The organism is Pelistega sp. MC2 (assembly GCF_900099475.1).
GTDB classification, from domain to species: domain Bacteria; phylum Pseudomonadota; class Gammaproteobacteria; order Burkholderiales; family Burkholderiaceae_B; genus Taylorella; species Taylorella indica.
Window position 1 is genome coordinate 278592 of sequence record NZ_LT628273.1, and the last position, 23676, is coordinate 302267.

Genomic DNA, 23676 nt, shown 5'->3' on the forward strand with positions numbered 1-23676 from the left:
TTATTAAAATTCTTAAATGGCTTAGAATGATAATCGAAAATTGTGGTAATTAATTACGTCAATATATCACTTTAAAAAGATTTTTCTACAGAGTTATTCACAGTTTTTAGAGTGCTTTTTAAAAACGTTTACAGTACAGCATCATGGGGTATAGTACATGACTTCTTATTGGGTAAGAGTAGCATTAGATGTACCACTTGAGGCTGTATTTGATTATAGAGTACCTGAGGGTATGCCAGTTTGCCGTGGACAGCGTGTGATTGTTCCTTTTGGTGGGAAACAAGAGATTATTGGTGTTATCGTTAATGTACTAACTCAGACGGATATTCCCCCAGAAAAACAAAAAGATGTTATTAATGTTTTAGATGATTTACCACCGTTCAGTGAGCAGTGGCTACAATTCTGTGAGTTTGCGGCGCAGTACTATATGCGACCTATCGGTGAGGTGATTCTGCCAGTGTTGCCTCCACCGCTAAGAAAAATCACTGCTTACACAGGGAAGACAAAGACCAGTCCCGTTGAAAGATTAGATAAAAAGTTAGCTAATCAAGTACTTAAAGCTGAAAAAGAACAAAAAAAACGCTTAAAACAACAGCAGTCATCCACTCACGAAGCGATTGTAGAGGTATCTGTAAAGCCTTTGTTATCAATACCGTTAGTACTTAATACCGAACAGCAACAAGCTGTAAATGTCATTAGTCAGGCAAAAAAGTTTACGCCTATACTATTGCATGGGGTCACGGGTAGTGGAAAGACTGAAGTTTATTTACAGGCAATTGCTCACGTATTAGCCGAAGGTAAGCAAGCGATTTTTCTCGTGCCAGAGATTAATTTAACACCTCAATTTGAACGCTTATTGATTGAACGATTTGTGCCTCTTTATGGGGAAAGAGCAATTGCCATCATGCATAGCAGCTTATCAGATGGTGAGCGCTTGAGTTCTTGGTTACATATGCAAAGACAAGAAGTAAAGGTTATTTTAGGCACCAGAATGTCTATCTTTGCACCGCTAGAAAATCTTGGTCTTATCATCGTAGATGAAGAGCATGATGCCTCTTATAAGCAGCAAGATGGGCTGAGGTATTCTGCAAGAGATTTAGCTGTTTGGCGAGCTCATCAACTTAATATTCCTATTGTGTTGGGTTCAGCAACTCCCTCATTAGAGACGTGGCATCACACACTTTCTGGTAAATACCAGAAACTTAGTTTAACTCAGCGTGCGAAAGAGACTCCTTTACCCTGTATCAAGTTAGTTAATACCAAAAAAATGCGTTTAAATCAGGGATTGTCAGCTGATTTAATTAGCGCTATTGATGAGCGGTTACAACGGGGTGAGCAATCCATGATTTATTTAAATCGTCGTGGTTTTGCTCCTGTGCTACGTTGTTCGTCTTGTGGGTGGACTAGTGAGTGTATGCGCTGCTCTGTACATACTGTGCTACATCAAGTGCCAGGTCAAGTCCCTATCTTACAATGTCACCATTGTGGTTATAGTACGCAAGTACCTACGCATTGCCCAGAGTGTGGTAATGTGGATTTAAGCGCCTTGGGCTATGGCACGCAACGGCTAGAGGATACGCTTATGCGCTTATTTCCTGAGGCAAGGGTTAAGCGTATTGATGCGGATAGTACAAGACTAAAAGGTAGTGCACAAGAGTTATTTCAGCAAGTTCACTCGGGTGATGTAGATATTATTGTAGGCACCCAGATGTTATCTAAAGGGCATGATTTTAAGCGCTTAAGTTTGGTCGGTGTACTAAATGCCGATATGATGTTATTTAGTGGTGATTTTAGAGCACCTGAGCGACTCTTTGCTCAACTTATGCAGGTAGCAGGAAGGGCAGGAAGACATATTAGAGATTCAGACGTATTATTGCAAACAGAATATCTTGATCATCACTTATATCAAGCCTTGATAAGTCATGATTATGATTCATTTGCCAATCAAACCTTGATGGAACGCAAAATGGCACATCTACCTCCTTTTGCACATCAAGTATTAATTACGGCTCAGGCAAAAGACGTGGAGCAAGCATTAGCCTTTTTACAATCTATTATTCAATATGCGAAACAATATTTGGAAGAGAGGTTAAAAGGGGTAGAGATTTATGATCCTGTACCATTAAAAATTGTTCGAATTGCTCATATTGAGCGTGCCCAATTATTAATTGAATCGGTGTCTCGTCCAGCATTACATCGTTTTATGAATGTATGGTTGCATCATATATACCATGAATTGAGAACACATAAAGTGAAGTATTTTGTTGAGGTTGATCCATTAAGTATATGATAGAAAGTTTAGGTTTAAATCAATCGCAACAGGAAGCTGTTTTGTATTTGGATGGTCCTTGTTTAGTCTTGGCTGGTGCAGGCAGTGGTAAGACTCGTGTGATTACACAAAAAATTGCTTATTTAATTAATCAATGTGGGTATGATGCTCGTTCTCTAGTGGCACTGACATTTACGAATAAAGCCGCTAAAGAGATGGTCGAGCGAATTTCACATATTGTAGAAAAGAAAAATAGCAAAGGCTTAACCGTTTGTACATTCCACTCATTAGGGGTTAGATTTTTGCGTCAGGAAGCCAAACATATTGGACTTAAAGATACATTCTCTATTCTTGATGCTCATGATGCAGGACAAATTATTCAGGAAATGTTGGCGACAACGGATAAGGGGCGTATTAAAACAGTACAACAACAAATTTCATTATGGAAAAATGACTTGTTAGAGCCTGATGATATCGTACCCACGACTCCAGATGAGAAGGATGCTCAACGAGTATATCGAAACTATAATGCTACGCTTAAAGCCTATCAAGCGGTAGATTTTGATGATTTAATCCGTTTGCCAGTCCTCTTGATGCGAGAAAATGAAGAGGTTAGGGATAGATGGCAAAAAAGAATTAAATACTTACTGGTTGATGAGTATCAGGATACCAATGTATGCCAATATGAATGGGTAAAACTACTCACGGGGTGGCATCAAAAATTCACGGCTGTTGGAGATGATGATCAGGCGATTTATGCTTGGCGAGGGGCAACGATAGAAAATTTGGCAAAACTGACGAAAGATTATTCAAATTTAAAGGTTATTAAGCTTGAACAAAATTATCGTTCAGTAGAGACTATCCTTAATGCGGCTAATAAAGTTATTTCTAATAATCCAAATCTTTTTCAAAAGACACTATGGTCAACGCTTGGTAAAGGTAGCAAAATACAAATCATTAGTATGGATAATGAAGAGGCAGAGGCAGAAACTATTGGGATGAGAATTTCAGCGGATCATTTCAATAAAAAGGCACAATGGAAAGATTTTGCGGTGTTATACCGTGGTAATCACCAAGCCAAAGTCATTGAACAAGCTTTTAGACAATTACATATCCCCTATAGTATTTCAGGGGGGCAAAGTTTTTTTGATAGGGCTGAAATCCGGGATATTTTGGCGTATATGCGCCTGATTGCTAACGATCAGGATGATCCAGCGTTTATTCGTGCAGTAACAACACCCAAAAGAGGTGTGGGACAAACAACATTACAGCAATTAGGCGAGTTTGCAGCGAGCAATCAGCTATCTTTATTTGAAGCTATTTTTGCTTTAGAAATTAATGAGGTTATTGCTGAACGCCAGCTCAAACCCTTAATGGTATTTGCTCAATTTATTCAGAGAATACAGGATCGTGCGCATAAACCAGTACATCAACAATCTCCTAATGAGTTGCTAGATGAGATGATGAGCTATATTCGTTATGAAGATTATCTTTATGATCACCATGATGAACGTGCTGCGTTGTCACGTTGGCAAAATGTACTGGACTTATTGGAGTGGTTAAAGCGTAAGGCACAAGAAGACGATATGCGTTTTATTGATTTAGTACAGCATATAGCGTTAATTACCATGCTAGAGAGGAATGAGCAAGAACAAGAGCAGGATGCGGTGACATTGACAACCTTACATGCATCTAAAGGCTTAGAATTTCCTTATGTTTATATGGTGGGTGTAGAGGAAGGACTCTTGCCTCATATGGGTAAAGAGGATGAATATGGCGATACGAATAAAGATAATGAAGAATTGTATGTCCAGCGAATTCAAGAAGAACGTCGGTTAATGTATGTGGGTATCACACGGGCACAATATGAATTAACATTAAGCTGGTGTAAAAAACGTCGGCGTGCTAGAGAAGAATTGATTAGAGAACCCTCTCGTTTTATTAGTGAAATGGGAATAGATAGTGGCTCGCAAACTATTCAAGACCCATTTAAAGATATGAGTCCCAAAGAGCGTCTTGCGCAACTTAAGCAGATGTTGACAGGTGGCTAGATGTGAATAAGGATTGTGACTATTTGGTTTAAGAGAATTTGTAGTTGCATCAGATTTGATTTATATCGTTATACGAAGTGCTTTATTGATAAATGAGTATCAAGTATCAGAGGATCATATTAAGCCGTTCTAAGTATCAGTCCTTTGGATCAACCACTTGCATCCCTAGCCTGATCCAATCCCAAGCTAAACTGTGTTGCTCTCCTATGGCGTCAAATATCGCATCTTCACTCATAATGCTATATTCACCTTCGGTAGCTAATGAAACATTTACGTCTTGCTTCTCGATTTGTTCGTAATAGTGTAGATAGTCACGCTCATAAAAATCTTTTATCGTTTGCATAATTTGCATACTGTGTCGCCACTCTTCTTGTGCTGCCTCAAGTTTTGGTTGAAGAGCTAGCCATTGACGATACAGTTGTTGAATTTCATTGATTTTTTCTTGCATATGTTTCTCCTAAACATATCGTTATTGTAGAGTAAAATACAATTCTCACCAAGCCCCTTTGTTTAGGATATATTATGAACACGACTTTATTATTTGATGCCCCACCACCGGTCTTACTTCCTATAAAAGGCAGTGATCAATTATTCCCCGTAAACCGTGCTTTTTGCATTGGGCGTAGTTATGCAGCTCATGCGGCAGAAATGGGGTCAAGTGTGGATAAAACTAAACAAGATCCTTTTTTCTTTCTTAAAGCGGCAAGCCATATTATTGGATCAGGTAAGACAATTCAGTTTCCTACTGAAACGGCTAACTTACACCATGAAGTAGAGTTAGTAGTATGCTTTGATAAACCAGCTTTTCGAGTAACACCAGAGCAAGCCCTTGCTAGTGTGTATGGTTATGCGGTGGGTCTGGACTTAACACGTAGAGATTTGCAAGCTAAGGCAAAAGAAAAAGGTTTGCCTTGGGATTATGCAAAAAACTTTGAAGAAGCTGGTGTGGTTGGGCTAATTACGCCAAAAACACAAGTGCCTGCGATTGAGCAATCTCGTATTAGTCTGGAAATCAATGGTCAAGTGCGTCAAGATGGTAATACCAACGATTTGATTTGGAGTTTGGCAGAGTTAATTAGTTATATCTCTAAGTTTTACCATATCCAAGCCGGTGATTTATTGTTCACTGGTACGCCAGAAGGTGTAGGTGCTATCCAGCCGGGTGATAGCTTAGTGGGTAAAATTGATGGGCTGGAGAATTTAACGCTTCAATTTGAACGTTAAGCGAGATTATCCATTTACGATTTAACTTTTTGTGAAAGAGGGCTTCTTAGTTAGCCCTCCTCAAACGCAGTGACTTTTTCTTGTTTTGACGTTGACGTGTAGCTTTTTAAGTATCAACTCATTGATCAAGTATGTGCTTACAATCATACAGTCTGCACGTCAAAGTACTACTTATAGAGAGCCTGAAAGTAACCTCTCTATTGTGGTAATAAATAAACGTGGTAACAAATAAACCGTTTATTCAAAACCTGCTTTTTTAAGATCCGCAAAACCACCAATATTATGTACTTGTGTATAACCTAGGCTTTCAAGAGTCTCTTTGGCACGTTGCGAACGATTTCCTGTTCGGCAGTATAGATAAATAGGGGCGTTTTTATTGGTTGTGATGGTATGGATTTTATTGGCAATATCATCTACTGGAATATGGATGGCTTTATTTAAATGACCTTCCTCAAATTCTGCTTGTGTACGAACATCAATGAGATAATTTGTTTTGATAGCCTCTTTAGTTTCTACTGATGGTGCTTCTACTTGGGCATTTACCACAGGTGTTGTGAGGAATAGTCCTGACACAATAAGACTGGCGATAACTAAATGTTTCATAATGGCCTCCTCCCAAAGAGTATGTGAATAGAATAAACATATTGTAGAAAAAATGTCATCATCATGGCGAAAATAGATTGTTGTTAGTAATTATTTTTCTCTGGAAAATAATCATCCTATACGTTATACAATATGCCTATATGCTTTTATATGAATGAAGGAAATGGATATGTCAATGTTAAATCCCTATGCTAAGCCTAGCTATGTACAACGTTTAAAAATAGCTTTGCATTATGTGCTACCACAATTAGCTATTACTCAATTAGCAGGGTGGTTTGCAAATAAACAATGGGGATCATTGACACATACGGCGATTAAGTTATTTGTCCAAAATTATAAAGTCGACTTATCCGAAGCGGTTAAGCAGCAGCCTAGTGATTATGCGAGTTTTAATGAGTTTTTTATTCGTCCACTCAAGGAAGGGGCGCGTCCAATAGTGCAGGATCCACAAGACTTGTGTTTGCCTGCTGATGGTCGAGTAAGTGAGGTTGGTGAGATTGTGAATCATCAATTAATTCAAGCAAAAGGACATTTTTTTACCTTAGAAAGCTTATTGGCGGATGATAAGGAATTGGCGCAGTCATTTGAAGATGGAGAGTTTTTAACTATTTATTTGTCTCCTCGAGATTATCACCGTGTACATATGCCTTGTGACGGAACATTACGCAAAATGATTTATGTACCGGGAGAGTTATTTTCAGTCAATCCTTTTTTAGCCGAACACGTCCCGAATCTATTTGCTCGTAACGAACGCGTTATTTGTGTATTTGATACGGCTTTTGGCCCTATGGTTCAAATTCTTGTAGGAGCAACAGTAACGGCAAGTATGAGTACAATATGGGCTGGTATTATTAATCCACCACGAACTCAAGATGTTAGAGTATGGGACTACCCTTCAAGTGGAGACGGTGTTGTTGCCTTGAAAAAAGGACAAGAAATGGGAGCCTTCCAATTGGGCTCTACCGTGATTAATCTATTCCCTAAAAATACTATTGATTTAAATCTTAATTTGCGTGCAGGCGTCCCCACAAAAATGGGTGAAAGATTAGGTACCTTAAAGTCTTAATTTTGTGTAAATGCTAAAATTAAGCATCAGTCGAAATCCCTTCGATTGACTTGCTTATAGATATTTATATATGAAATCTCCAGAATTACTATTACCAGCAGGTGGCTTGGATCGTATGCGAGCCGCTTTTGATTTTGGCGCGGATGCTGTTTATGCAGGTCAGCCCCGTTATTCTTTGCGTGCAAGAAATAATGAATTCGTTCGCTTTGACAAAATGAAACAAGCGATTGATGAAGCACATGCACGAGGAAAAAAATTCTTTGTGGCGAGTAATATTCTCCCGCACAATTCTAAGCTCAAAACCTATCTTGATGATTTAGTGCCTATTATGGAAATGAAGCCTGATGCACTTATCATGGCAGATCCAGGCTTAATTATGAAGACGAAAGAGCGTTGGCCAGAGGCGGTAATTCATTTGTCGGTACAAGCCAATACGACCAACTATTGGGGGGTTCAATTTTGGCAAAAAATGGGCGTTGAGAGAATTATTCTATCGCGCGAATTATCTCTTGATGAAGTTGAAGAAATTCGTCAAGAATGTCCTGATATGGAGCTCGAGGTCTTTGTTCATGGGGCATTATGTATTGCCTATTCTGGACGTTGTTTATTATCAGGTTATTTTAATCAACGAGATCCTAACCAAGGAACATGTACTAATTCCTGTCGCTGGGATTACAAAGTTCACCCAAGCCAAGAGAGTGACGCTGGTGATGCACAACTATTAGGTGGATTTGATTTTAATAAGATGCAAGAAGAAGCAAACGCTAGCTTTGCTGCTTGTGGTGGTGCAGAGCGTCATCCTTTAGCGGATCAAGTTTATCTATTAGAGGAAGGCAATCGCCCAGGTCAGTATATGCCGATTATGGAAGATGAGCATGGTACTTATATCATGAACTCAAAAGACTTACGTGCTATTGAACAAGTAGAGCGATTAGTCAAAATTGGTGTAGATTCACTCAAGGTTGAAGGGCGTACTAAATCCATTTATTATGTTGCACGTGTTGCACAAGCTTATCGTAAAGCGATTGATGATGCCGTAGCAGGGCGTTCGTTTAACCCTGAATTATTGGCTGATCTTGATGGCTTAGCAAATCGTGGCTATACACCAGGCTTTTTAGAGCGTCATCAAACCCAAGAATATCAAAACTACTTACACGGTTACTCGATCTCTAAGCAAAGTCAGTTTGCAGGTATTGTGACTGATGTCGATGCAGACGGATGGGCGACAGTAGAGGTCAAAAACCGTTTTGCTGTTGGCGATACATTAGAGGTTATTCATCCCCAAGGCAATGAGCTTATTAGAGTTGAGCAGATTATCAAGGATGATTTACCCATAGATGTTGCACCGGGTAATGGTATTCAAGTGCGTATCCCTCATATGCAAGGTAAGGAAAAAGCAATATTGGCGCGTATCCTTGATGATCAGGCTAAAGCGAAAGTCGAAGAGCTGATTGCGGGTAAATAATTGAGAGTTTAAGGTCTCCCACGGTTTAATTTCAATCAATATATCCAATTTATGAGGTACTTAAAATGACAAGTACAAATTTTAAAACGGAAAATAATACGTTTCGAAAATTAATAGGAAATGGTCTAGTCTATCGAATTCCTAGATTTCAACGTGACTATAGTTGGGAATCAGAACAGTGGGAGGATTTATGGGAGGATATATTAGCTGTTGTTAATAAGCAAGAAAATGCTCATTACATGGGTTATTTAGTTTTGCAGTCTAATGATGATAAGGTTTTCGATGTTATTGATGGTCAGCAACGATTAACAACCTTGAGTATTGTTGTATTAGCTATTCTTAAAAATATACAAAGACTAGTTGATGAAGGAATCCATGCGGGGGCAAATAGTCAACGATTAACTCAAATAAGTCAAACCTATATTGGTTACTTAGATCCAGTTACTCTTGTTGCTCGTCCTAAACTCACACTTAATAGAAATAATAATGACTATTTTCAGACTTATTTAGTTCCGTTAAGAGAGTTGCCTAGGCGCGGTTTTCGAGCCTCTGAACATTTGTTACGTAGGGCTTTTGAATGGTTTGATAGACAAGTATCTAACTATATTAAAGGCTTTTCTGATGTAGATGTTGGCCAGACACTTGCTCAACTTGTAGAGGATATTAGTGATCGTTTGTTCTTTACGGTGATTACGGTGGCTGATGAATTAAATGCTTATAAAGTGTTTGAAACCTTGAATGCTCGAGGAGTAAGGCTATCCTCGACAGATTTATTAAAAAACTATTTGTTTTCTGTATTAGATAAACCCACTGAGCATCCTCATGAGATAGATGCTTTAGAGGCAAGATGGGAGGGTATTGTTAATCGATTACAGTCAGATAATTTTTCTGATTTTTTAAAGATTCATTGGAATAGCCGTTACAAGTTTGTGAGGCATCAAGATTTATTTAAAACTATTCGAAGTTTTATTAAAGATAGAAGAGATGTGTTCTCTTTACTAAAAGGTATGGAAGATGATTTGGATAATTATTTAGCATTAACCTCTCCTGAGCTATCTTCTTGGAGTACCGAAGATAAAGAGTCAGCAACTATCCTAAAAATGTTGCGTGTTCGGCAGCCATTCTCCTTACTATTGGTGGCAAGAAATAAATTTAATGATAAGAGTTTTACACAGTTATTTAATGCTATTGTGATTATTTCACTACGCTACAATACAATTGGTGCTTATAGTCCAAATGAGCAAGATAGGGTCTATAATGATATCGCAGGGAGGTTAAGTTCAGGGTCAATTGATTCCATTAATCAGGTATGGAGTTTTTTAAAGAAAATCTATATTGATGATAAGCGGTTTAAGAATGATTTTTCTGAAAAATCTATAAAAACAACGGATTCTCGTAGTAGAAAAATTGTGAAATTTATCTTATGTGGTATTGAACGACATATATCAGGTAGTGATTTGGATTATATGAGTGATAACTTGACGATTGAACATGTGTTGCCACAGAATGCTTTTGATGATTGGGAGGGTTTTAATCATCAGCAAGTAACAGAGATGATTTATCGTCTTGGTAATTTATTGTTATTGCCTGCTTCAGTGAATACGCTGTTGGGCGACGATAGCTACATCAATAAACGAGAGAAGTATTTACATAGTTCTATAGGATTAACTCGTCAATTTGCACAAGAAAACGAGAGCTGGTCACCAGAGAAGATGGCTGCTTGGCAGACATGGTTAGCTAAACAAGCAGTATCTATTTGGCGAGTTGATCAATTAGCGTAGATTAATTGTTGTTCTTCAATACCCATATATGCCTTGTCACCATTAAGAAAAAGACGAGAGCAGTAAAGACAAAAACAGCACCGACATGAGCCGTATGTAAAACACCGAGATGGTCTAATACCAAACTACCTACAAAAGCCCCACCACCAATACCGATATTAAATGTACCAGAGTAGATGGCGGTAGCTAAATCGGCAGCATCAGCTGCCACTTCAAGCACTTTTGTCTGTAGGCTCATGGCAATCAGCGTGATGGCAATACCCCAACCAAGGGCCACGAGTAGCATTGTCCATGCATGACTTTGTGCATATTCTAAACAAAGTAAGCATATTAAGAGAAGTCCAGCACCCATTGTATAGGTATGAATAGCTGTCTTACGAATGAGTTTTGTAAATAAAATACTGCCAAAAATACCTGCCACACCCATCGTAAATAAGATAATGATGACAAATTGCTCATCAAATCTACCCACTTCTCGCAGATAGGGGGTGATATAAGTGTAAGCAGCAAAATATCCCGTAATGGTTAATGCAGTAAGCAAAAAGGCTTGCATTAATGTAGCTCGTTTTAAAAGTTTAGGGAGAGACTTTAAATCGCCTGCATTTTGGCTAGGGGCTTTAGGGAGATATTTGATAAGTAGTAACATTACCAGAACAGCGATACTTGCAATGCTATAGAACGTGATACGCCAACCAAAATGTTGCCCAATAGCAGTGCCAAGAGGAACACCTAAAATGGTGGCTAGTGAAGATCCTGTCACAATAAATGCTAATGCTTTAGCACGATTACCTTCTGGCGCAAGTCGCATAGCAAGGGGAATACTGATTGACCAGAAAATGGCATGAGCACATGCAATGAGGAGACGACTCAGAGTCAGAATATTATATGACCATGCTACAGCTGAGAAAATATGGGCAATGATAAAAATAATGAATAAACTAATTAGTAATTTTTTGCGCTCTACCGTACCTACGGCTAGTGTGAGTGGAATAGAGAGAATAGTCACAGACCATGCATAGATAGTCATTAGTAGCCCTGTTTGTGACTCAGGGACATTGAGTGATTGAGCAATACTGGGCAATAAACCAATCGGTACAAATTCAGTGGTATTAAAAATAAAAGCCGCAAAGGCAAATAAAGCCACTACAAACCAAGACTGATTGTTTGGGGATGATGGATTAACAGGGGAAATCATTGGATGACGTAAATAAAGGTGTGATAAGAGAGAATCACTTATAAATAATAAACTTAATTAAATTGAATGAATAGAAGTTTAACGCAAATTTGTTTAAGGAGAGTTAAAAGTAATCCTAGGAACTAGGCTTGTATATGCATTGCTAACGATGTTTCACATGGATAGTCACCTATTTCTGTACTGGTGTTCCAATCTCAAGATTGATAATTTTACCTGAATCATCATGATAGATCGTGATAGTCTGAGCATGTTGTGCATTGTTTAAGTTGTCTGTCTTAAGGTCAAAATAGTTAGCATAATCTTCTAGTTTATAGACAGTCTTATGGTAATCACGTTGACGGCGACTGATTTTATTAATAATAATTAACAATAAAGAAGTACCTATTAGCATCTCTAAGGCATGGGTAAATGTCAGCGAATCAACTTGATTGAGGATACTATTAATCAACTTATCCTCATCTTGATCTACCTTAAAAATTTTCCATAGAATAAGGAAAAAAGGTTTCCACAAATATAACCAAAAACACCAGAGCAAAATGGTCAATATATCAGAATACAAACGTTTTTTATAAGGTAAGGACTTACGCTGATTAATAATTAATGCATTGTTTTTTTCAGGAGTCTGTAGAGAAGAGTTATGTTCTTTCATGATAATCTCTAGTGGTTAATGGTTTGATGTGCACCACGATCTGGACTAACCCAGCGAGCCCTTACTTTTTTGCCAAATAATACTTTGGGAAATGCCCAAAAAGTTGTACTTAGACTAATCATCCAATAAACAATAGGATACCAAATCATCCAGAAATAATTTTTGCCTAAACCTTGATCATAGTGTGAGTCTATCCATTTACTGACGGCAAATTGGAGTAAACAGGTGCTAATTAAAATCACGCTAGTTTGGTTAGGAAGAATAGGGGCATTTGTAAATAGTAAGTCTAATTCAGTATTTGTAAATGTCGTAAAGAGATAAAGAACGCCTACAAGAACCATAGCATACGTCCAGATTAAACTTAGCACTAATTCAACCATTAGCGGCCACATAAAACTTTGACGAGGGTGTAGTAGGACAAAAATGTTTTTGAACATGACTTGAATGCCACCCATTGCCCAGCGTAAACGTTGTTTCCATAGACCTTTGAGTGTTTCTGGCATAAGAATCCAGACTAAGGCACGAGGCTCAAAACGGACATCCCATCCAGCACGTTGTAGTTTCCAAGTGATATCAATGTCCTCGGTTAACATATCAGGACTCCAATACTTCACTTGATGGACGGCAGATTTACGAAAGGCAGTGATAACGCCTGATACAGTGAATAGTCGCCCCAAAGTACGTTGTGCACGTTTGATAATCCCAATGATTGATGAAAACTCACCGACTTGAATTTTGCCAAGTAAGGTAGTGCGATTGCGAATGCGAGGATTACCTGTCACTGCGGCCACATTTGACGCTTCTATGAAATGACGTACCATCCAGTAGGCACAATTTTTATCAATCAACGCATCGCCATCGATAGCGATCAAAAATTCATATTGAGCCACTAGACTACCTGCTTGTAATGCCATTGCTTTACCTTGATTGGCAGCGAGATTGACTACTTTTAATTTGGGGTTGTCAGGCATCATACTGAGTAAGATTGCAAGCGTATTATCTTTACTTCCATCATTAACGGCAATGACCTCAAAAGTAGGGTAGTTAAGTGCTAGTGCGTGAGTAATTGTCTCTTGAACATTAAGCCCCTCGTTATAGCAGGGTATTAGAATACTCACCCCCGGTAAATTGTCTGGTAGATTTTGGGGAAGATCTTGCTTTAAGGAACGATACTCATTTCTAAAATAAAAAAATATGGCACCAAACATCCATAAAAAGGACATAAAGAGGGGATAGAAAAAAATAAAACCAAGCAGATAATGCCAAACAATTTGTAAAACATGAGAATTAAAAAGCATGGTGACTACCCCTTCTTGTTTTTAGGTGTTTGACTTATACGATATGGTCTTTCAGCAAAGACATCAAAGGTCGCTTTTTGATTTGGGTTATTAATAAAGACATTATCTGGATAATAGGCAATATGATTAATTCCCATGTCATATAAATCACGGATAGTTTGAGTAAATTCTTCCGTTGGTAATGGTTGACTATCCTTTCGCCAATCAACAGTTTGTAATTCCATCACTGTTTTTTCAACACCACATTTTTCGGCTTTAACTCGATCGACAATATCTTTATAAAACTGTTTATGATCTTTTGCCTGTTCCATATACGGCATAGCCATAATGGCGGTAAAGTCATAATGACGAATAGATTTTGATAGGGACTGTGCATACCATTCAGGCGCATTAGGGTTAAGGGCTACTTGTGCATATAAATTACGTGCTGTTTTTAATCCCGGTTGCTCAGTGGCTAGTTTTTTAGCTAAATGGTTAGCAAAACGATCAAGATAATCAATTTTCAAATTTGTCCACCGGGCAAAACTTTTTTTGTCTGCTCGAATACCAGCAACAGTACTAGGTAAGCCCCATTTTTTGTATTGTGCTCTTGCCCATGGGCTATCATCCTCAAAGTCAGAAAGTGTTATATCATCATGGAAAAGCACACCATTAATAGAGCTATATCGTCCTAAACTTTGATAAACCTTGGTAATTAACTCACGTACTTCAGGAGAAAAAGGACTTAAGCGTGGATAACCCATATTTAAATGCTGGCCATCTTTACCTATAGCAACAACTTTATTCTTGGAAATAGGGTTATTTTTAGGTAATTCCCATGCAATTAATGGCATCCATGCATATACCTTACTTACAGGTGTACGTGTTTGAATTTGCCAAGCAACCCGATTAAATAAATCCTGTTTCATGGGAATATAAGGGTTAGGGAAATAAACAGCATCTGCCGCACCGTTCGCATCTGCATCCGCAAAGGCTTGTAAATAAACAGTATTTACGCCCAACCCTTGTAAACGATCCAAAAGAGCACTCAGATTTGTTTCTTCTTGCTCAGGGTTGGGGTCATAAATATAGTCTAAGTCAATATGAGCTGCTCTAACAACACGATCCTCACTATTAGAATTAGCATTCCGAAAATTAATTTCGTCTTTTAATCCTTCAATGGTGAAATCTTTTTCGACTAATACTCGGCGAAGCCCCCATAAAGGAGTATGAACCGTATTACTACCGTCATCCAAAGTTAAGCCAGCAGGCATACCTAATTCAGCGGCAATTGTGCGAGATTCGATATTATAGCGTCCATAAGGCCATACCACGACTTTAGGCACATGACCCGTGTATGACTTTAAGAAATCATTATTTTCTTTAAGGTCAGCAGTGATTCGTTTTTTGTAATTAATTTCACTTTCATAGTGACCATTGCTATATTGCCGTGTAGTGACGGCTGGTTGCAAATTACCTTGCGGATTACCTTGGATACCGTCATGCATCGCAAAAGTATGACTACCTAAAGTAAGCAAACCACTTTCAAGCATTTCTTTTAACTGAGTTTGTGAGAGAAAGAAATTTCTGTCCGTATGACCTTTATCAAAGTTTTTCACTAAGCCAGATTCCACTTTTAACCATGAACCTACCAAGGCATCCACAAAGGGAATATGGAATTTTTTTAGGACTGGCCAAGCATTATCATAGACAGAACGATAACCGTCATCAAAGGTAATCATGACGGCTTTAGTTGGTAGGGGGGTATGATGCATTTTATAAGCAATGACGTCATCAATACTCACAAAATGATAGCCATTGTCATGTAACCATTGCATCTGAGCAGCAAAATTTTCAGGGGAAACCGCATAGGTGGTATCAATTGCTTTATCTTCTGATGTTATTTCATGATAACTCAGGATAGTGACTTCATTGGGGCTCTGGTCGGGAGTACAAACATTACTAAGAGTTTCGTCAAACTCTAATAAATTGTCATCATTCACATAAACAGCTTGATCTGATGCTGTGTTAGCAGTGTTAGCTATGTTAGCGTCATCAATAGTGGTGGCAAATACGGAATTTATCAAAAGGCTAGTGCTGATAACAGCATAAATGCAAGACACTTTTAGTGCATTTTTGAGCATAAAAATCCCTGAAAAAGGAGTGTGGATTGTGTATAAAAATTACTCAGATTTTAGCAATGAGATTTTATATGAAGACATAAAAAAGTGATATTTTATTTTTTGAGATTTGTTGTATTTGTAGTACGTTGAAATGAGATTTTAATACGTAGGATTTAGCTCGAGGAAATAGGGATATTTTTTCTGATTATTTTTATGGTGATTATGAAAAACGCATTGATTGAGAAACAAAATTCAACTTGTAGTGAATAAGCCTCTAAAAACGAAATGATTTTTCAACGCTAAGGCGATAAATACAGTAAAATATATGACATCTTGTTTCAATAAGACCTCATTTATGAAAACGACTACAGCCACACAAACACCCCCCATTGTTAGTTTTGCTTTTGCTGCCGCCTTAATTGGTATGGTGGCTTATTTTTTATTCTGGGGTTTAGGTTATACCAATGGCAACCATCCTACGCTGTTTGTTTTAGCGACATTGTTTGGCGTATTTATGGCATTCAATATTGGTGGCAATGACGTTGCTAACTCTTTTGGAACGAGTGTTGGTGCTGGTACATTAACGGTTCCTCAGGCCTTAGGTGTCGCCGCTGTATTCGAAGTATCAGGTGCTGTTATTGCGGGTGGTGAGGTTACTAAAACTATTCGTTCGGGAATTGTTGATTTACAAGCATTACAAGTCCAGCCAATGGACTTTATTTTTATCATGATGTCTGCTTTACTCGCGGCGGCATTGTGGTTGTTGTTTGCGACTAAAAAAGGTTGGCCAGTTTCTACGACTCACTCTATTATTGGTGGGATTGTAGGAAGCTCATTGGCATTAGGTTTTTTATTGACAGATGGTTATTCTAGTTTGTCCATAGTGAAATGGAACAAAATTGGCGAAATTGCCATTTCTTGGGTATTGTCACCAGCCTTAGGTGGCATTATGTCATTTATTCTTTTTAAGCAAATCAAAACTTATGTATTAGATTACAACGATAAGGTTGATTTACAACTCAAAGATTTAAAACGAGAGAAAAAACAGCATAAAGAAAATCACCGTATTAAATTTGAAAATTTATCAGCTCATGAGCAAGTAGTGGTCGCTTCGGCAATGGCTAGAGATGCACAAACCTATAGTGAAAGAGATAATTTAGAAGAGGAAATAGAATTAGAGTCTGAATACTATAAAGGGTTGTATGCTCTAGAGAAGCGTCGCGTTTCACTCGATGCTTACAAGGCATTGCAACACTGGGTACCATTAATTTCTAGCCTTGGTATTATGATGATTGCTGCCATGCTATTGTTTAAGGGATTAAATAATCTTCAATTAGGCCTCACAGTATTACATAATTTCTTAATTGTTGGTATGGTGGGTGCTTTGGTGTGGATGGCAACCTATATTTATGCGAGAACGCTCAAACACAAAGACTTAGCTAAATCGACTTTTATTATCTTTAGCTGGATGCAAGTATTTACCGCTGCAGGATTTGCATTCAGTCATGGTGCTAATGATATTGCTAATGCTATTGGTCCTTTTGCCGCCATCATGGATGTGATCCGTACAGGGGAAATATCTTCTAGTGCTGCCATTCCACCTGTTGTCATGATTACTTTTGGTATCGCATTGATTGTGGGGCTATGGTTTATCGGTAAAGAAGTAATTCAAACAGTAGGAACAAACCTAGCCGCGATGCACCCAGCGTCAGGCTTTACCGCAGAACTAACAGCCGCTACCGTGGTGATGTTGGCGTCTTTATTGGGCCTACCAGTATCTAGTACGCATATCTTAGTAGGTGCCGTGCTGGGTATTGGTATGGTGAATAAGAATGCCAATTGGCAATTGATGAAACCCATTGCGACAGCATGGGTAGTGACCTTGCCATCGGCTGCTATTATTGCGGTGCTTGTATTCCTAGGATTAAGATCAGTATTTTAATTAGCATGGGTATGACAGAGAGCCTTGCTACACTATGAATAATGCCTAATTGATAGGTTAATGAAAGTACAAGGCTACCTACTGCTGGCTCTTTTTTCTATTATCAAGCCCAAGCGAGTATAGATTCTATTTCCATACCGTTAATGACGTATCGGCTTCATAAAGAGCTTCGCAGAGAATTTCGCCACAAATAATGGCATCCTCTAGAGCATTATGATGCTTTTCTTGCTCCAGACCTAAAAATTCCGCCATTTTATTTAAGCTATAGCCACCTTTCGAAAATTGAGGCCACACCTTGCGCACAATCGTGGTGACATCATACCAATGAGCGACTTCAAGATCAGGATAATTACGTCGCATGACCTGTTTATCCAATAAACCATAAGAGACTACTTGCTGCCCCGCTAAATAGTGGGTTAAACGTTCAGATAACTCAGATTTCTTGGGGGCTTTATACGTTTGCCGTGCCGTAATGCCATGAATCTTGATATTAAAAGGAGAAAATAACTCTTCAGGATTGACCAATGTCTCCCATGTGTCAATAATATTGCCCTCTTCAAAAATCGCAATACCCACCTGACAAAGAGAGGTGAGGTTGTTATTGGCCAGTTCAACATCAATGGAGACAAAATGAGTCATTGGGTGATAAGGGAGATGGTTGTTAAGAAGATGTGAGTATTTTACGCTGATTTAGGGGGGTGAGGGTGAATATTAGTATGAGAGAAAAGGAATAGAAGTCCTTTTGTGAATATTACTTAAATAGTCTTAATGTGTAGAAGTTCAGACTTCATCTGACAGTTCCCCGTTTGACAAGCGGTGTCTGTCAGATTAGATTTAGCTCAGCTTTTTGCTGTTCCAAATCTGTTTACCATCAATCAATGTTTCTATGGGTGTTCGCCCACAGCACATCTTTCCTTGATGAGTTCGTTCATTATTATAGAAATCAAGCCATTCGTCTAGGTCTTTTTGCAAACTATCTAAATCAGCATAGAGTTTTTTGCGGAACGTTACTTGATAAAACTCCTGCAAAATGGTCTTATGGAAGCGCTCGCAAATACCATTGGTTTGAGGTGATCGAGCCTTAGTCTTTGTATGCTCAATTTCATTAATAACTAGATAAAGCTCATAATCATGATGCTCTACCTTACCGCAGAACTCTGTTCCTCTATCTGTCAGAATGCGTAATACAGGTAAATCATGCTCTGCATAAAAAGGTAATACACGATCATTAAGTAAGTCTGCAGAAGTAATAGGGGTTTTAGAGGTGTATAGCTTACAATGCGCTACTTTACTGTAAGTATCGACATATGTTTGCTGATAAATACGTCCTACCCCTTTTAAATGCCCCACATAAAAGGTATCTTGTGAACCCAAATAGCCAGGATGCGCGGTTTCAATCTCACCCATGGCTTGCTCTTCATCTTTCTTGCGTTCAAGAGCTTGTATTTGTTGCTCATTCAGAATAATTCCTTCTTGCTGTACTTTCGCCTCTAAGGCGTTTAGACGTTTGGTAAAGTTCTCCAAGTTGTGCCGCAACCAAACGGAACGAACACCACTAGGTGATACAAATATTCCCTGTTTACGCAACTCATTGCTAATTCTTAGTTGACCATAGGCAGGATAATGAATCGCCATCTCTATCACCGCTAACTCAGTGGCTTCGTCCACTCTATTTTTAAGGTTAGGCACCCGTCTATTACGATCAATGAGTGCCTCTATACCGCCTTCTTCAACCAATTCTTTATAGCGATAAAATGTATCCCTCGATACGCCCATAATTTTGCATGCTTGCGACACATTTTTTAATTGCTCTGCTAAATTAAGCAGTCCTGCTTTATGTTTAATCACATTATTGGTAGTATGTAACATGAGAGTTTCCTTTTGTTTGTTTAAAAGATTCGCACCTCTTATTCAAACGGGAAACTCTCTTTTTTGCAACTCATTTGTCAGATTTGGTCTGAACTTCTACACTTTAATGCCATTACAAATTGATTCATACAATGAACAGTAGAGAAGATTGAAGGCTAGGTAAATGAATAAGGTATTTATTAGTCAAAAGGATTTAACACTTTATTGGTTAGTTTAAGATAGAGATTGAAATGTATTATCTACTCATCTATTATTTTAAAAAGTAGATGTAATGATTTGAAATAAGGGGGAGTTATGCTAGATTTGTTGATGGAGCCAGTCAAAATATTTATTAAAGGTGGCGTCGAAAAATTTTTGAAATCCAAAGAGTTAAAAAATATGCAAGTAGCTTATGTTGCTATGCTTTTACGAGAAACACGATTTAATAAAGAAGTGTTAAAAGAAATCACTGCTGATCAATCAGAAGATAAAACAGAAATTGCTCCTTTGGTGAATTGCTTAAAAACAGAAGCGTTTGATGCACTTAATAACAGTCTTCTTCCTTTAAATTTAGTTATTTCAGGTGACCTTAAATGTCAAAAAGACTATTTTTGCAAGGATGAAAAATACTTAGAGTGGATAAAGAGTGACAAAACAATAAGTGACCTTTTAGAAAGAACCTATTTCAGATTGCACATAACAAAGACCTTGGTAACTATTAGTAATAAGAAATGGGACTATGGTTATATTTCCTTTTTACTGAATTGTTTACAAAAAGAATTACTCTCTTTTTATAAGTAATTAATAGTGTTTTGTTTCCATCGCATCATATTTCGTTCATCTAAGAATATTTATTTTTTATTTAAATATGCCTTAGGGGAAGTTGGTTACAGTGCTAATGATTATCCAACCTTACAAATATAATCTACGCAGTAAGGAGGCCAAATGAACTCCTGATAAGAGGAGTATTGTAGTTAAGAAAGATCACGATAGCCTAGTATAATTTTACTTAGATACAAGCAATTCTTCGTAATGATATGAATATTGAACAATTATTTAAAAGCCTCCAGCAAGGCGAAAATGATGAGATAGAGTTTAAACAAGCTAAAGGCAAATCAGGAAAAGGTGAGTTGCCTAGGGAATTTTGGATAAGCTATTCTGCTATGGCTAATGCATACGGCGGATGGATTGTTTTGGGTGTTAAAGAGAGTAAGGGGCAATTTTCTATTGATGGTATTCAAGATATAGAAAAACTTAAAACAGATTTATTTAACTTATTAAATAATCGGGAATTTATTAGTGTGAATTTATTATCTCCTGATGATGTAGTGATACATGAGATTGATAAGCAGCAAGTATTAGTGATTAGAGTGAGACAAGCTTCTCGTAAAGAAAAACCGGTTCATTTAACTAAGAATCCTTTAGGACATACCTATATCCGAGTATTTAATGGTGACAGGTTATGTAGTGATGAACAAATTAAGAGGATGCTTTCAGAACAATTAAATGATAGTTTAGATAAGGAAATTTTACCGCTCTATTTTTCATTTGAGGAAGATATTGATAAAGATTCATTAACTGCATATCGCAATCGCTTATCAGCATACAAACCAGATCATCCTTTTTTGGACTTGGATATATTTGCTTTTTTTTAAAAAATTGGGGCATGGAAAAAAGATAGAAATACGGGGCAAGAAGGATTGACGGTCGCTGGCTTATTAATGTTTGGTAAATTTGAATCAATTACTGAACGCTTCCCAGGTTATTTTTTAGATTACCGAGAACCATCAGAGAATAGGTGGGATGAGCGTATAGTTCCAGATGGAACATGGTCAGGTAATTTATTTGATTTTTATCGCTTAGTGTATAAACGTATAGTGGCAGATATTAAAGTGCCTTTTTTATTGCAAGGTGATCAACGGATGGATGAAACAGTTGTCCATGAAGTGTTGAGAGAGGCTTTAATTAATACCTTAGTGCATGCCAATTATGCAGAGAATACGCCTGTATTAATTGAAAAGTTCAGCGATTCATTTCGATTTAGAAATCCAGGTATTTTACGTATTACGAGAGATGAGTTTTTTGCTGGTGGTGTACATGATTGCCGTAATGCATTACTACATCAGATGTTTCTCTTGATAGGCTTAGGTGAGAGGGCAGGATCAGGTGTTCCTAAAATTCTAAAAGGTTGTAATTTAGCACATTGGGATATGCCAGTATTAGAGGAAAAATTAGAACCTCCTCAATATACGGTATTAAGCTTATTAAATAACAATGGTTTTTCTAATAAGGTAGAGTCAGTAGCTCCCCAATTGGGACCAAGATGGGAGCAAGAGGGGACTAAGAGGGGACCAAGAGGGGACCAAGAGGGGACCAAGAGGGGACTAAGAGGTGACCAAGATGGGACCAAGTCGGGGGAAAGTTGGGATCCAGTAGATAGTCCACATATTGATGATAGGGGTCAAACGAGGTATTCTGTCGGTGATGCATCGGTCAACTCATCCATCCCTTCTCATTTACAAGAGTTATTGCAAATCTTAGACGGTGATTATTCTATTCAAGAGTTGATGCAAATAGTAAATAGAAGTAATAGAACTAAATTCCGTCGCCAATATTTAAAACCACTTATAGAGTTAGGTTTAATTGAAATGACAATACCGGATAAGCCAACGAGTTCTAAGCAGCGATATAGAAAAGTGATGAGGTAAAAAAGTTGGGAGTTGATTAAATGAATAAAGAAGTATATATACCTCGTTATGTAATTATTCAGAATCGTGAATCAGAAAGAACTCATCAAGATACACTTCTAAAGTCAAAATTTTATGAGAACGGTGAACATGTACATGAGAATTCAGCAACTTCTCGTATTGCGAGTAGGTTAAGATTGCTATTTAGGGATAAAAATATTGATATTACAGTTGAGCAGCGATATCAAGATCAGAGTAGAAGTGATATTACGCTTACGCTGTTGGGATCCCAGAAACGTCTTATATTACCAATTGAAGTAAAAGGACAGTGGGTAATCTCCCCTCAGAACCGTAGTGATTTAAGGTAGAATTTTCTATAAAGGAAATTCAATGCGTAAATCAAGATATACCGATAGTCAAATTTTAGCGATTCTTAAGCAGGCAGAGGCCGGTACGCCGCTGCCTGCGCTTTGTCGTGAGCACGGCATGAGCAGCGCCACCTTCTATAAATGGCGTGCCAAATATGGTGGCATGGACACCTCCATGATTGCCCGTCTTAAGGAGCTTGAGGCGGAGAATAAACGCCTCAAGAAGATGTATGCCGAAGAACGCCTGAAGGCAGAAATCATCAAGGAGGCGATGGAAAAAAAGTGGTAGCGCCATCTCGGCGTAAAGAGATGACGCAAAAGGCTGTCCAGTATCGTGGTGTCAGCATCCGCTTAGCTTGCCAAGCCTTCGGCATCAGTCAAAGTTGCTACTATTACCAAGCCAAAGGGCGTGAGGAGAATGAGCTCATCGCCGATTGGCTGTTAAAACTAGCTGCTGAGCAGAAGACGTGGGGCTTTGGTCTTTGCTTTCTCTATCTTCGCAACGTTAAGGGTTTCAAATGGAATCACAAGCGAGTCTATCGCATCTATCGGGAGTTGCAACTCAACCTGCGCATCAAGCCGCGCCGTCGCATAAAACGAGATCGTCCGGACACTTTAGGAACAGCCACAGGCATTAACCAAGTCTGGTCGATTGACTTTATGCACGATACACTCTCTAACGGGCGCACCATTCGTTTGCTGACCGTGGTGGATGATTTTAACCGTGAAGGCTTAACTATCGAGGTGGACTACTCTCTACCCTCTGAGCGCGTTACACGCGCTCTGGATCAGGTAATGGAGTGGCGAGGACAGCCTGCTTGCATACGCATGGATAACGGGCCTGAACTCATTAGCAATCACATGGTGTGTTGGGCGAAGGAGAAGCAAATAACGCTTTTACATATCCAGCCCGGTAAGCCACAACAAAATGCGTATGTGGAGAGGTATAATCGAACCGTTCGTTATGATTGGCTGGGGCAACATCTCTACGACGATTTGGAAGAGGTGCAGCAGGAAGCCACGCGTTGGCTCTGGACTTACAATAATGAACGCCCGCATATGGGCATTGGTGGCATTACCCCACAACAAAAGTTAGAACGATTTTTTAATACTGTTTCTACCTAAAAT

General features: G+C 38.4%; 20 protein-coding genes. 12 read left to right on the forward strand and 8 right to left on the reverse strand.

What is annotated here, in order from left to right; all coding sequences use genetic code 11:
- The first annotated feature begins 157 nt into the window (after positions 1-157).
- Together BQ4443_RS01440 and BQ4443_RS01445 are read left to right on the forward strand one after the other, a co-directional pair.
- A complete protein-coding gene (locus BQ4443_RS01440) occupies positions 158-2290 on the forward strand; it encodes a primosomal protein N' (RefSeq protein WP_071057822.1) in 2133 nt (710 codons plus the stop codon).
- Positions 2287-4320 carry a UvrD-helicase domain-containing protein gene (locus BQ4443_RS01445; protein WP_071057823.1) on the forward strand — a complete coding sequence of 678 codons (2034 nt, stop codon included), beginning with the start codon at positions 2287-2289 and terminating at the stop codon, positions 4318-4320. The genes BQ4443_RS01440 and BQ4443_RS01445 overlap by 4 nt, the downstream gene beginning before the upstream one ends.
- A gap of 136 nt (positions 4321-4456) precedes the next feature.
- Here BQ4443_RS01445 and BQ4443_RS01450 read toward each other — a convergent pair whose 3' ends face one another.
- Complete coding sequence (locus BQ4443_RS01450; protein ID WP_023949789.1) at positions 4457-4768, reverse strand: DUF4298 domain-containing protein; 312 nt, start codon at positions 4766-4768, stop codon at positions 4457-4459.
- Positions 4769-4842: 74 nt separating this feature from the next.
- Between BQ4443_RS01450 and BQ4443_RS01455 the strand changes: the two genes are divergently transcribed.
- Positions 4843-5544, forward strand: a complete 702-nt coding sequence (locus BQ4443_RS01455) for a fumarylacetoacetate hydrolase family protein (protein ID WP_023949791.1) — start codon at positions 4843-4845, stop codon at positions 5542-5544.
- 237 nt (positions 5545-5781) lie between these two features.
- Here the strand turns inward: BQ4443_RS01455 and BQ4443_RS01460 are convergent, their stop codons facing one another.
- The gene (locus BQ4443_RS01460; RefSeq protein ID WP_023949793.1) at positions 5782-6147 is read right to left on the reverse strand and encodes a rhodanese-like domain-containing protein; all 366 of its coding nucleotides are present in this window, start codon (positions 6145-6147) and stop codon (positions 5782-5784) included.
- Between the two features lie 169 nt (positions 6148-6316).
- On the opposite strand from BQ4443_RS01460, the gene asd reads away from it, so the two are divergent.
- From asd to BQ4443_RS01475, 3 genes are all read left to right on the forward strand, one after another.
- Entirely contained in the window at positions 6317-7213 is an 897-nt protein-coding gene (asd, locus tag BQ4443_RS01465) for an archaetidylserine decarboxylase (RefSeq protein ID WP_023949795.1), read from the forward strand.
- A 70-nt stretch (positions 7214-7283) separates the two neighbouring features.
- Positions 7284-8678, forward strand: a complete 1395-nt coding sequence (gene yegQ / locus BQ4443_RS01470; RefSeq protein ID WP_023949797.1) for a prephenate-dependent tRNA uridine(34) hydroxylase TrhP — start codon at positions 7284-7286, stop codon at positions 8676-8678.
- A gap of 65 nt (positions 8679-8743) precedes the next feature.
- Positions 8744-10459, forward strand: a complete 1716-nt coding sequence (locus tag BQ4443_RS01475; RefSeq protein WP_071057824.1) for a DUF262 domain-containing protein — start codon at positions 8744-8746, stop codon at positions 10457-10459.
- A 1-nt stretch (position 10460) separates the two neighbouring features.
- On the opposite strand, the gene BQ4443_RS01480 is transcribed toward BQ4443_RS01475, so the two are convergent.
- The 4 genes from BQ4443_RS01480 to pgaB all read right to left on the reverse strand — a co-directional run bounded on the left by BQ4443_RS01480 (position 10461) and on the right by pgaB (position 15724).
- Positions 10461-11654: a sugar transporter gene (locus BQ4443_RS01480; RefSeq protein WP_023949801.1), complete on the reverse strand. Its 1194-nt coding sequence runs from the start codon at positions 11652-11654 to the stop codon at positions 10461-10463.
- 169 nt (positions 11655-11823) lie between these two features.
- A complete protein-coding gene (gene pgaD / locus BQ4443_RS01485) occupies positions 11824-12303 on the reverse strand; it encodes a poly-beta-1,6-N-acetyl-D-glucosamine biosynthesis protein PgaD (RefSeq protein ID WP_023949803.1) in 480 nt (159 codons plus the stop codon).
- Positions 12304-12311: 8 nt separating this feature from the next.
- Positions 12312-13601, reverse strand: coding sequence for a poly-beta-1,6-N-acetyl-D-glucosamine synthase (gene pgaC / locus BQ4443_RS01490; protein ID WP_071057825.1), 1290 nt, complete (start codon positions 13599-13601; stop codon positions 12312-12314).
- A gap of 5 nt (positions 13602-13606) precedes the next feature.
- Complete coding sequence (gene pgaB, locus BQ4443_RS01495; protein WP_083331818.1) at positions 13607-15724, reverse strand: poly-beta-1,6-N-acetyl-D-glucosamine N-deacetylase PgaB; 2118 nt, start codon at positions 15722-15724, stop codon at positions 13607-13609.
- 334 nt (positions 15725-16058) lie between these two features.
- On the opposite strand from pgaB, the gene BQ4443_RS01500 reads away from it, so the two are divergent.
- A complete protein-coding gene (locus tag BQ4443_RS01500; RefSeq protein ID WP_071057826.1) occupies positions 16059-17645 on the forward strand; it encodes an inorganic phosphate transporter in 1587 nt (528 codons plus the stop codon).
- Between the two features lie 126 nt (positions 17646-17771).
- Here the strand turns inward: BQ4443_RS01500 and BQ4443_RS01505 are convergent, their stop codons facing one another.
- A complete protein-coding gene (locus BQ4443_RS01505) occupies positions 17772-18284 on the reverse strand; it encodes an exonuclease domain-containing protein (RefSeq protein WP_083331819.1) in 513 nt (170 codons plus the stop codon).
- 195 nt (positions 18285-18479) lie between these two features.
- On the reverse strand, positions 18480-19514 hold the full coding sequence (locus BQ4443_RS01510) for an IS481 family transposase (protein WP_071057811.1): 1035 nt from the start codon (positions 19512-19514) through the stop codon (positions 18480-18482).
- A 294-nt stretch (positions 19515-19808) separates the two neighbouring features.
- Between BQ4443_RS01510 and BQ4443_RS01515 the strand changes: the two genes are divergently transcribed.
- The 5 genes from BQ4443_RS01515 to BQ4443_RS01540 all read left to right on the forward strand — a co-directional run bounded on the left by BQ4443_RS01515 (position 19809) and on the right by BQ4443_RS01540 (position 23673).
- Entirely contained in the window at positions 19809-20294 is a 486-nt protein-coding gene (locus BQ4443_RS01515; protein ID WP_071057828.1) for a hypothetical protein, read from the forward strand.
- A gap of 236 nt (positions 20295-20530) precedes the next feature.
- Entirely contained in the window at positions 20531-21148 is a 618-nt protein-coding gene (locus BQ4443_RS01520) for an AlbA family DNA-binding domain-containing protein (RefSeq protein WP_071057829.1), read from the forward strand.
- Between the two features lie 66 nt (positions 21149-21214).
- Entirely contained in the window at positions 21215-22201 is a 987-nt protein-coding gene (locus BQ4443_RS01525) for a Fic family protein (RefSeq protein ID WP_071057830.1), read from the forward strand.
- A 20-nt stretch (positions 22202-22221) separates the two neighbouring features.
- Positions 22222-22548 (forward strand): hypothetical protein, encoded by a 327-nt coding sequence (locus BQ4443_RS01530; RefSeq protein ID WP_071057831.1) that lies wholly within the window; start codon positions 22222-22224, stop codon positions 22546-22548.
- Positions 22549-22570: 22 nt separating this feature from the next.
- Positions 22571-23673, forward strand: a protein-coding gene (locus tag BQ4443_RS01540) for an IS3 family transposase (RefSeq protein ID WP_143000517.1) whose coding sequence is annotated in 2 segments (ribosomal slippage) — positions 22571-22823 and positions 22823-23673 — 1104 coding nt in all. Because the reading frame shifts where the segments join, the coding sequence is not laid out codon by codon here.
- The last annotated feature ends 3 nt before the right edge of the window (positions 23674-23676 follow it).